This window comes from Halalkalibacter akibai JCM 9157 (assembly GCF_000513135.1).
Lineage (GTDB): Bacteria > Bacillota > Bacilli > Bacillales > Bacillaceae_D > Halalkalibacter > Halalkalibacter akibai.
The window spans coordinates 1-3,704 of the sequence record NZ_BAUV01000102.1 but is presented as its reverse complement, the minus strand read 5'-3'; the positions used below and the strand labels follow the sequence as shown (position 1 = coordinate 3,704).

5 protein-coding genes are annotated in these 3,704 nt (G+C 31.6%); all 5 read right to left on the bottom strand.

Translation table 11 applies throughout. The annotated features are described in order from the left end of the window. Positions 1–40 precede the first annotated feature (40 nt). Positions 41–892 carry a DNA (cytosine-5-)-methyltransferase gene (locus tag JCM9157_RS22755; protein WP_035668760.1) on the bottom strand — a complete coding sequence of 284 codons (852 nt, stop codon included), beginning with the start codon at positions 890–892 and terminating at the stop codon, positions 41–43. A gap of 217 nt (positions 893–1,109) precedes the next feature. Continuing rightward, positions 1,110–1,946: a zf-HC2 domain-containing protein gene (locus JCM9157_RS22750; protein ID WP_035668759.1), complete on the bottom strand. Its 837-nt coding sequence runs from the start codon at positions 1,944–1,946 to the stop codon at positions 1,110–1,112. Then, entirely contained in the window at positions 1,939–2,415 is a 477-nt protein-coding gene (locus JCM9157_RS22745; RefSeq protein ID WP_035668758.1) for an RNA polymerase sigma factor, read from the bottom strand. Before JCM9157_RS22745 ends, JCM9157_RS22750 begins: the two co-directional genes overlap by 8 nt. 293 nt (positions 2,416–2,708) lie before the next feature. After that, positions 2,709–3,155, bottom strand: coding sequence for a hypothetical protein (locus JCM9157_RS22740; protein WP_035668757.1), 447 nt, complete (start codon positions 3,153–3,155; stop codon positions 2,709–2,711). Positions 3,156–3,307: 152 nt separating this feature from the next. Beyond that, positions 3,308–3,704 (bottom strand): hypothetical protein (locus tag JCM9157_RS22735; RefSeq protein WP_035668756.1); only part of this gene is annotated, 397 nt, incomplete at its 5' end.

Below are 3,704 nucleotides of genomic sequence, written 5' to 3'. Positions count from 1 at the left end.
CCTCCAATTAGGTAAGTTTAAATTTATATTAATACAGTGTTTATCTGAAATTGCTAATAGAAGAAATCTCATGTTTATTTTTTTTCGAAATTATCTTATTAATTGCATGTTGATGGGGTATTCCTGATGAATAACAATCAATGATTATTTCTGGGCAACTTTCTATTAACCAATCGTGATAATGAGATAATAGTTCACCTGATTTCCAGATATAAGAATACGGTTCTTTTTCAGGTGGTGGAGCAATAAAGGGCTTTTGAACAAATACATTAAAGAAATGCATACCATCGTTGTTTGTAAAGCTCTTATAATTATGAAATATTTCTTTTCTGGCGTCTGGTTTAACGTAATGTAAAACACCACTTGAAAAAAGTATGTCAAATTGTGTACTTAACCTAAAATCCATAATATCAGCCTTAAAAACTTTTAAATCAACCCCAACCATATCAGCAAGTTTCTTCGTTTTTTCAATACCTGCGTCGGCTATGTCAAAGGCTGTAACATCATAACCATTCCTTGCGAAAAATACAGAATTTTTTCCTTCTCCACAACCAATATCTAATAATTTCAAGTGCTTTGTAGGTGGCATAAGCTCAAGAACCTTGTAGCAGTCTGGATTAGGATTTACTCCCCAATAATATTGAGAGGTCTCATATTCTTTTTCGTAGATAGTGACTTGTTTATCATACGATATATATCCTAGTAACTTATCAACGCTTACTTCTAATATCTTAGAGATTTCTGGTAAAAGTGAAATATCAGGCATCGCTTGTTCATTTTCCCACTTAGAAACTGCTTGATAAGTAACTCCTAGCTGCCGTGCAAGCCCTTCTTGAGTTAGTCCCTTCTCTTTTCGATAACGGTTAATATTTTTTGCAAATTTATCTTTCAATTATTTCTCACATCCCTCTATAAGCAATTCTATTATTATATATAACGAGTAAACAATAACTTATAAATTGATTTTTAGAATTATTCAACTGTTAGTTGAAATTTATAGACTCTTCAAGTAGTCGTTATAAAAAAAGCGACTGTCCCTATTGAACAATCGCATCCGTTAGTTGAAGTGCATTTCTTCACTAACTTTTAGTGTAAATTTTCATAATGAATCATTCTATCAATTTTTGTGCTTTTCTATTATTATTCTTTATTCCTCTATATAAGAAGTACAAACAAATTGTCATTAACATAGCTACAAGAGCAGGAATCCATATTTGTAAATAACTTCTGCTATAATGCTTTGTTTGAAAAGCTCTCTCAACTTCATTCAAATGATGTTTAGTGTATTCGAATTGAACAATGTAACCATCCTTCTCCATAGCCATTGTGCCAATATCATAATCGGTAGGTGTAATTTTCTCTGTTATTAATTGTCCATTCTCATAGATAGCTTCCGACTTCTCATAAGGTAATGGATAAATCACTTTCGGTTTGCTGTAATCATCCGATAATGGTTCTATTTCTTTCGTACTAAAAACAGCAATGTATTTAATCTGATTACTATAATCATTTGAAACTTTTTGCAGTCCAGAAGTTCCTGTATTAACCACATTTTCAAAAGCAGAATTCATAATATTTTGTTGTTCTTGTTCAATCATTTCTTGATGTTTGAAGTCATTTGCTAAATCTCCTGTATCAACATAGCCTTTTCCTATGAGAATGATAGTAATAAAAACAGCAAGCACAGTCATCCATTTTAATATTTTAGAAAAAGTTCGGAACGATTTAAAAATATTATTCATTTTTTCGAATGGTTGTTTTTGTTGCATAGCTATTTTATATACCTCTCCTTGTTCAAGATCAAACTCCGCAAGCATTTGAGTGTGAGTTTGCTTGCATTGTCTACAAGTAGAAAGATGCTGTTCTACCAATGTGTTACTTGTCGGACTGCACAAACCGTCTATATACATAGGTAATAAATCTTTTACAATTTCACAATTATTCACTTCGTTTTACCTCCTCTTGTAATTTCACTTTAGCTCTGTAAAATGTTACCCTTGCCCAGTTTTCATTTTTCTCTAAAATCTCACCTATTTCTTGAAAACTAAGACCACCTAAAAGACGCAAATGGAGTATTTCTCTATACGGTTCTTTTAATTGATGAATATAACGGTATAGCTCGATTTTGTCCTCCTGTTCTATTAATAATTGTTCAATAGAAGGACTAACTTGTAGTTCTGAAAGTTCTGGTTGTTTCACTTGTTTATCAACGTATTGATAATATGTATGTTTAGCAATTTGACATAGCCAAACAGATATTTTACAAGAACCATTAAAACGTTCAATAGAATGTATCGCTTTATAAAATGTTTCTTGTGTTAATTCCTCAGCTACATCGGTATCCCTACACAACGTCATCAAATATTTAAAAACAAGTGCAAAATTCTCCTTATATAGATCAGTTAAATGCCCCACATCTTTCCTCCTTTCATTTGTATATCTATAAATACCGAAGAACGTTACAGCTTTATAAAAATAAATTAATCATTTACTGCAAAATAAGTTTTTATATCTCTAAAAATAAAAAAAGTCCCCAATGCGTTGTTGAGAACTTCTCAAAATGCTTTTTTATTAAACTGCCCAATAGTTGAAGAAGCGACAGCTCTGTTCCACTATCTGCTTCCGTAAGCATAAGTACACTTCTTCACAATATGTTCAATTAGTTCACCAAGACTTGTCGCTTTCGATTATAATAAGTGTTTTATTTACTACACTTCCCATTTGAATTTTCCATTATATTTTTTAAGTCGTTTTTTCACCTGCTCCAATTCATAAAAACTTGAATGTGCTTTTTGGACAATTTCTTCATCTGTTTTGCCTTCTTTCAAGAGAGTCCTGATAAGTTCATACCTCGTTACTTCAAATTCAAAAAAGCCATGATATTCTTTAAGCTGATTCTTTATGTCCTCTAGCTCAACATAGCTGGTTCTTGCTATATTAATAATTTCTTTGTCTGTTTTACCCATTTTTATAAGGGTTCGAACGATACTATATCTTTCACGTATTTCGCCTGTTGCCAATCCAAGTCCATATCCATCATCCCAAGCTATATCATAGCAATCTTTACAAGGAAGACACTCATCTTGTTTCTCTTTAACTAATCCCAATAGTAATGGTAATGAAATTAAAGTCATAAGAAATAATGTTTGTTTCACAAATATCACGCCTTTTTTACCTTAGTATGACCATTCAGTTCACTAAAGTTGTCAAATACGCATTAATCGTTTTTCTTCTTCAACTAAACTGCCTCGTTCAACAAGGCTAGGCGAAACCTTTATTAAGCTATCGCATCCGTTAGTGAAATAACTTATTTAATATTTTCAACCAAAAAGTTTCTTATTTCTTCAAAATCAGTTGTTTCGAGAAGAATTCTTTTTTTGTCTAATACATAAAAGTAAGGTGCTTCTTTTGCTTTTAATGAGGGATATGTTTCCTGTGTTAAATGTAAATCATACACAAGTAAACCTACTTCTGTATTTTCTTCATGAAAGTCTGTAAACCATTGAAAATAGTCAAAGTGTTCATCATCTTTATCTTCTGGTGCAATATAAAAGATATTATATCGGTCCTCTGACATTGCATAAGGGTATTTTTGCGAACAACCAATAGCAATTAATATCAATAATAAAAACAAAGCAATAGTACCCTTTTTCATAAAAGATAGTTCTCCTCCCAAATTTTGTCCTCTTAAACTAAACTGCCCA